Origin of the sequence: Tissierella sp. (assembly GCF_052089545.1) — a bacterium.
In the GTDB taxonomy this organism is placed as follows: domain Bacteria; phylum Bacillota; class Clostridia; order Tissierellales; family Tissierellaceae; genus Tissierella_A.
The window spans coordinates 1-5,364 of the sequence record NZ_JBQDAA010000164.1 but is presented as its reverse complement, the minus strand read 5'-3'; the positions used below and the strand labels follow the sequence as shown (position 1 = coordinate 5,364).

The 5,364-nt window shown below is 26.2% G+C and carries 8 protein-coding genes; 7 read left to right on the top strand and 1 reads right to left on the bottom strand.

Translation table 11 applies throughout. The features are described 5' to 3' along the window. Nucleotides 1-290: 290 nt before the first annotated feature. Genes ACTHW2_RS10450 through ACTHW2_RS10440 form a run of 3 tightly spaced genes read left to right on the top strand, consistent with a single transcriptional unit; the run spans nt 291 to nt 1,317 of the window. Entirely contained in the window at nt 291-743 is a 453-nt protein-coding gene (locus ACTHW2_RS10450; protein ID WP_442263858.1) for a hypothetical protein, read from the top strand. Between the two features lie 59 nt (nt 744-802). Then, nucleotides 803-1,123, top strand: coding sequence for a DUF6442 family protein (locus ACTHW2_RS10445; protein ID WP_442263857.1), 321 nt, complete (start codon nt 803-805; stop codon nt 1,121-1,123). Then, nucleotides 1,111-1,317, top strand: a complete 207-nt coding sequence (locus tag ACTHW2_RS10440) for a helix-turn-helix transcriptional regulator (protein ID WP_442263856.1) — start codon at nt 1,111-1,113, stop codon at nt 1,315-1,317. Before ACTHW2_RS10445 ends, ACTHW2_RS10440 begins: the two co-directional genes overlap by 13 nt. 128 nt (nt 1,318-1,445) lie before the next feature. Here ACTHW2_RS10440 and ACTHW2_RS10435 read toward each other — a convergent pair whose 3' ends face one another. Continuing rightward, nucleotides 1,446-2,099, bottom strand: a complete 654-nt coding sequence (locus ACTHW2_RS10435; RefSeq protein WP_442263855.1) for a hypothetical protein — start codon at nt 2,097-2,099, stop codon at nt 1,446-1,448. 289 nt (nt 2,100-2,388) lie between these two features. Here ACTHW2_RS10435 and ACTHW2_RS10430 point away from each other — a divergent pair, with 289 nt between their 5' ends. The 4 genes from ACTHW2_RS10430 to ACTHW2_RS10415 all read left to right on the top strand — a co-directional run bounded on the left by ACTHW2_RS10430 (nt 2,389) and on the right by ACTHW2_RS10415 (nt 5,254). Next, nucleotides 2,389-2,949, top strand: a complete 561-nt coding sequence (locus tag ACTHW2_RS10430) for an RNA polymerase sigma factor (protein WP_442263854.1) — start codon at nt 2,389-2,391, stop codon at nt 2,947-2,949. After that, nucleotides 2,946-4,211 (top strand): hypothetical protein, encoded by a 1,266-nt coding sequence (locus tag ACTHW2_RS10425; protein WP_442263853.1) that lies wholly within the window; start codon nt 2,946-2,948, stop codon nt 4,209-4,211. The genes ACTHW2_RS10430 and ACTHW2_RS10425 overlap by 4 nt, the downstream gene beginning before the upstream one ends. 39 nt (nt 4,212-4,250) lie before the next feature. Then, on the top strand, nt 4,251-4,718 hold the full coding sequence (locus ACTHW2_RS10420; RefSeq protein ID WP_442263852.1) for a hypothetical protein: 468 nt from the start codon (nt 4,251-4,253) through the stop codon (nt 4,716-4,718). A gap of 191 nt (nt 4,719-4,909) precedes the next feature. Beyond that, nucleotides 4,910-5,254, top strand: coding sequence for a DsrE family protein (locus ACTHW2_RS10415; RefSeq protein ID WP_442263851.1), 345 nt, complete (start codon nt 4,910-4,912; stop codon nt 5,252-5,254). Nucleotides 5,255-5,364 lie beyond the last annotated feature (110 nt).

Below are 5,364 nucleotides of genomic sequence, written 5' to 3'. Positions count from 1 at the left end.
TCCTCATTTCATTCGGAATGACAACCTTAAGAGACTTAGATGAACATCTTTAGTAAATAGTGTCGTAGTGATTATCTATAATAGTGATTATTTTGGTAGTATTACTTATAACCACTAAACCTACAGAACATTCTTTAATACCATATCTACTTATTGGTATCGATGTTTTTTATGTTTTTTTTCGCAATATATGTTTATAAACAACATAAAAAAGAATAGCCCATTATCATATTATTAATTATATCTATTATTATAAAATTTATGAAAATAGAGAAAGGAAGTGTATATCTATGAAAAAGAACAAATGGCTTAAATATTTAGGGTACATATTATTGATAGTTGTATTAATATATTTAGATGGACATGTAGGATACAAGCAAAAAAATTATCAAGAACAAACATTTAATTTAAGTTTATCTTATTTTGTAATATCTATGATTATTAAAATAGGAATAGGTTTATTATTGGGGTTAGAACATATAAGTAATGAAATGAAGAAGGAAGGAAGCTGGAAAATAAATTTACCTAAAATATTATTAATGGTAATACCATCTTTATATTTCTCAATGAGTTATTTTTTTATGTATTTATATAATGACAATTTAATTTATGGAATATTGACATATCCTGCTTCTCTATTTATGAGAAATGGGTCTGATTATATCATTATTTTCCAATTATTGTTTGGATATTTATTTATTACGAGTTTTTATAAGCAAAATAAAGATATTAAAACAACTTGACAAGTAAACTATGCAAATGTAGAATATATACAAGTATAGTTGTCATGGAGGGATATTCAATGAATAGAGATGAAGTTCTAGAAAAAGCTAAAAGAGAAAATTTAATTAATGATGAAGCGAAAAATAACAAAAACTTAAAAGGAAATCAATGGGGTTTAGCAGCTTCTGGTATAGTTATATTTGTAATTATTATTATAAATTATATGAATGATAAAAACATTAGTCATTTATTAATTATATATGGATCATATATAGGCTTTCAACATTTAGGAAAATATTTTGCTAATAAAGAAAAAACAGATTTAATATCTGCTTTCGGGGGTTTATTATTGATATTTGGATCTTCCTTATTATGGATGGCTGACCTATGGAATCTTTAGTATTAAAAAATAGGTTAAAGGAAATTAGAAATGAAGCTAATTTATCTCAACAAAAACTTGCTGATATGATTGGTGTATCTAGAAATACTATAAGCTCTATTGAAAGAGGTAAATTTAATCCTACTGCAAAATTAGCTTTGATATTATCCATAGCACTAAATAAAAAGTTTGAAGAACTATTTTATTTTGATTAGATTATGATAAATTATTATATTTAGATTTTAGAGCTTAAATTTAAAATAAATAATCTTATATAAAAGACCATGCAAAAGAATTAATTCTTTTGCATGGTCTTTTATATGATTTTTACCCTTAAAGATTATTATTTAGGATCAAATGAATATATCATTTTTTCTATTAAATCTTTATTTTCATCGTAAAATTTTTGAGAAGTTTTTGATAAGAAGTGGTACTCTATATCTTCATCATCAAGATAAACCATTTCTAGGTGATATCCTTCTTCTGTTTGACCTTTAAGAATTGTTACGTCAACTCCAGAATCTAAAGTTTTTTTGGAACGCTGTAAATCTTTTTCCTGTTCATTTATATATGGATCAGATACATCTTCCATATAATGTAATCCATAGACTCTTATATCTATATCATCATTATCTAGAAAAAAGGTTATACCATCAGAATTATCTGCTTCTCGATATTCCCATGATGATGGATGCTTTATAGAATACCCAAATCTAGCATTAAGATATTTACTAAAGTCTATAGATTCTAAGTTATCATCATCTTTATTCTCATCTTCATCATTGTTTTCTTCATCTTTGTTATTATCTTGATCATTCTCTTTATCCTTATCTTCATTTTTGTCATTTTGATCTTCGGTATTTTCATCTTCTTTATCATCTTCACTAGATGGAGGAGAAGGATCCCCTGTTGTTGGGTTATTTGTGTTTTCATTTACACAGCCAACACTTAAAGCTAATACAATAATTAAAATTAATGGAATTAATTTTTTACTCATAAAATCCTCCTTAAATTTTTAAGCTCATCTAATTTAAATATACCCGGAAAAGATATTTTTAAAAAGAGGAATATAGAAACTTTAAATATTATATGTAGTATAATTATAATTAACAATATAATGGGATATAGGGGGATGATTGATTTATGAACTTTAAAGAATTAAATATTACAAGGTTTTATAAGTTGATTCTAATCTACACATTTACTTTATAAAAATCTATAATTAATGCAACCAAACTTAAATTTTCTTGTCCTTATATATAAGGATAGGAAAAGGAGTTGATGATTTGAAAGATACCGAACTTATAAATTTATATTGGAATCGTAGTGAAAGTGCAATTTCAGAAACAGATAAGAAATATGGATCTTATTGCAGGAAGATATCATATAATATTTTATCTAATATAGAAGATAGCAAGGAGTGTGTCAATGATACATTTTTTAATGCTTGGAACTCTATTCCAGATGATAAACCAGATATATTTTCTGCCTACTTAGGTAAAATAACAAGAAATCTCTCAATAAATCGTTATAACAAAAAAAGAGCTAAGAAAAGGGGTTCAGGCGAAGCTGAAATTGTATTAAATGAATTGGAAAATATGATTCCTAGCAAAAGTAGTATTGAAAGTGAAATAGAATCCAAATTGATAACTAAGAAATTAAATCAATTTCTATGGACTTTAAAAAAGGAAGATAGGATAATATTTGTAAGAAGATACTGGTATGTTGATTCTATTAAAGATATTGCTAAAAAGATGGGAGCAAGCGAAAGTAAAGTAAAATCTATCCTTTTCAGAACAAGAAAAAAGCTTAAAACTTATCTTGAACAGGAGGAGATTTATTTATGAAATCTAATAAATTATTTGAAAGTTTAAATGATATAGATGAAAAGATTATTGAAGAAGCCCATATAGAAGAATATACTTGTCAAAACAAGTTTTCTTTTATGAAGGTTTTAATACCAATAGCAGCTATTGTTTTATTTATGATTTTACCAGGTGTGTTAAAAGATTATATAAACAAGGAACAAATCATTGAAGAAATAAATCCACCAATTATAGAAGAAAAACCAATCGGGGATGAAGAACTGCCTAAAATATCTATAGGTTCATTTAATCCTGAAGGATCAGGTTTTGAAGGTTTAATGGCTTATGATATTAAAGAACTTGTAAATGAAAATCCTTGGAATGAAAATGTTGAGATATCAACTCTTCCGGTATTTAAAAACAAGCTAGAATATAATGAAAGAGGAATACTGGAAAATCCGGATATAGAAGCTATGAGAAAAAGATTAGATGAAACTATAAGGTTATTAAAAATAAATCCCAAAGAAATTGAAATAAGAGATGATTATCCAAGTGAAGAAGAAATAAAAGAAATAACTGAAAAACTTGAATTAACTGGTGGAGAACTTACCGATGAATTTTTTAATATAAATCAAATTTATGGTGAAAATGAAAAATATGAAATTACAGTTTATAATGATTTATCAACTATGATTAAATTCAAAGCAAAAGATCCACTTCTTAAAAACTATTATATTGATTACGATTCAACCTATGAAGATGTATATAAAACAGCTCAATATGTGAGTGAAGAATATAAAAACTTACTAGAGATGGGAGAAGCAACTATCAATATATATGGAGGAGATTATACTTATGATGGAGAGCAGAGATTCCATATAAGCTTTTTTGATGGGAAAGGTAGTTTAGAAGATAAAATTATTAACTATAATTTAAATTACACTGAGTTTTTCTTTGATGAAGAAGATAAATTGGGCAATTTTACAATAAATAAACCGAATTTATCTCAAAAAATTGGAAACTATCCTATAATCTCATCAAAAGAAGCCGAAAAACTTTTAATAGACAATAAATATATAACAAATGTTCCAAAAGACTTTCCAGGTCAAGAATATATTAAAAAAGTTGAGCTTGTTTATAGGGGGCAGTATGAAGAAAACTTTGTGCCTTATTATCTTTTCTATGTAGAGTTAAATGAAATTCAAGAAGACAATGGTCTGAAAACATATGGGGCATATTATGTTCCAGCAGTAGAAGGAGAATATATTGATAATATGGATATAATGGATGGAAAGTTTAATTAAAATAAGAATAAGAAATCTATATTCTAGGAGGTTATCTATATGAAAAAAATAGTGTTATTTATTTTATTGGTTTTTATTACGATATCACAATATGGGTGTACAAAAGACGATTCATACAATGGATATAAAGAACCAATTGAAGAAAATCAGTATAAAATGCTGATAAAAAATCTTGAAGATAGAGACTTTAATGTAGAAGAAAAAGATGGAAATAATTTAGAAGATCATATTCTTCGTGGAAAACCTAAGTGGATAAAGATTAAAGGTGATCATATATATATTTACCTATATGAGGATAATGAAAAAATGGAAGCAGATATATCTAATTTATCTGAAGATGGATTTACCTATTCCAATAATGAAAAAGGAATTACTATGGATTGGATTTATCCACCCCATTATTTTAAAAAGGAAAATATGGTTGTTCTTTATGTGGGAGAAGATATGGAAATTATAAACGCTCTTGAAGATATTTTAGGATCTAAGTTCATAGGACAAACAAAATAAACATATGATATTACTTTCTAAAATTAGTAAGAAGGATATATTTTAAAATAAATACTGTTTATTATTTATAAAATTAGTATTATAATTAAATAAAAGGTATATAAGAATATAGAGCAGAGTTTTCATATCTGTTCTATATTTTTATATATGGGTAAATATATTACAATGAACATATGAAAGGATGATAGTAGATGTATAAGGTTATTTTTCATTTAGATGATGAGGGAAGAGTAGGAGTTGTTTATAGAGGGATAATGAATCTTTTGCACGATATGGAAACTGAAGGAGAAGAGGTAGAAGTTGAACTTTTAGCAAACTCTAGCGGGGTAAAACCTTTTATGAAAGATAAGGAAGAAAACAAAGAAGCTATAGATCTTCTTTTAGAAAAGGGTGTAAAAATAGCACTATGCAACAATACGCTTAGGGTTTTATATCTTACAAAAAAAGATTTTGTACACGAAGCTACTATAGTTAAATCAGGTGTAGGGGAACTTACTAGAAAACAGCATGAAGGATGGGGTTATATTAAACCTTAAGATCATGGGAAAAGAAAAATATAGGACGGATATACTTATATTAATTAACAAAAGAAAAAGCAATCTGGTAATATGTCAAGAGATAATTTCTAAGTAAAAGAAAAGAAACT

What these genes read in the sequence shown, in the direction of transcription:
- ACTHW2_RS10450 (WP_442263858.1), top strand. Translation starts at nt 291, where the DNA reads ATGAAAAAGAACAAATGGCTTAAATATTTAGGGTACATATTATTGATA.
- ACTHW2_RS10445 (WP_442263857.1), top strand. Translation starts at nt 803, where the DNA reads ATGAATAGAGATGAAGTTCTAGAAAAAGCTAAAAGAGAAAATTTAATT.
- ACTHW2_RS10440 (WP_442263856.1), top strand. Translation starts at nt 1,111, where the DNA reads ATGGAATCTTTAGTATTAAAAAATAGGTTAAAGGAAATTAGAAATGAA.
- ACTHW2_RS10435 (WP_442263855.1), bottom strand. Translation starts at nt 2,099, where the DNA reads ATGAGTAAAAAATTAATTCCATTAATTTTAATTATTGTATTAGCTTTA.
- ACTHW2_RS10425 (WP_442263853.1), top strand. Translation starts at nt 2,946, where the DNA reads ATGAAATCTAATAAATTATTTGAAAGTTTAAATGATATAGATGAAAAG.
- ACTHW2_RS10420 (WP_442263852.1), top strand. Translation starts at nt 4,251, where the DNA reads ATGAAAAAAATAGTGTTATTTATTTTATTGGTTTTTATTACGATATCA.
- ACTHW2_RS10415 (WP_442263851.1), top strand. Translation starts at nt 4,910, where the DNA reads ATGTATAAGGTTATTTTTCATTTAGATGATGAGGGAAGAGTAGGAGTT.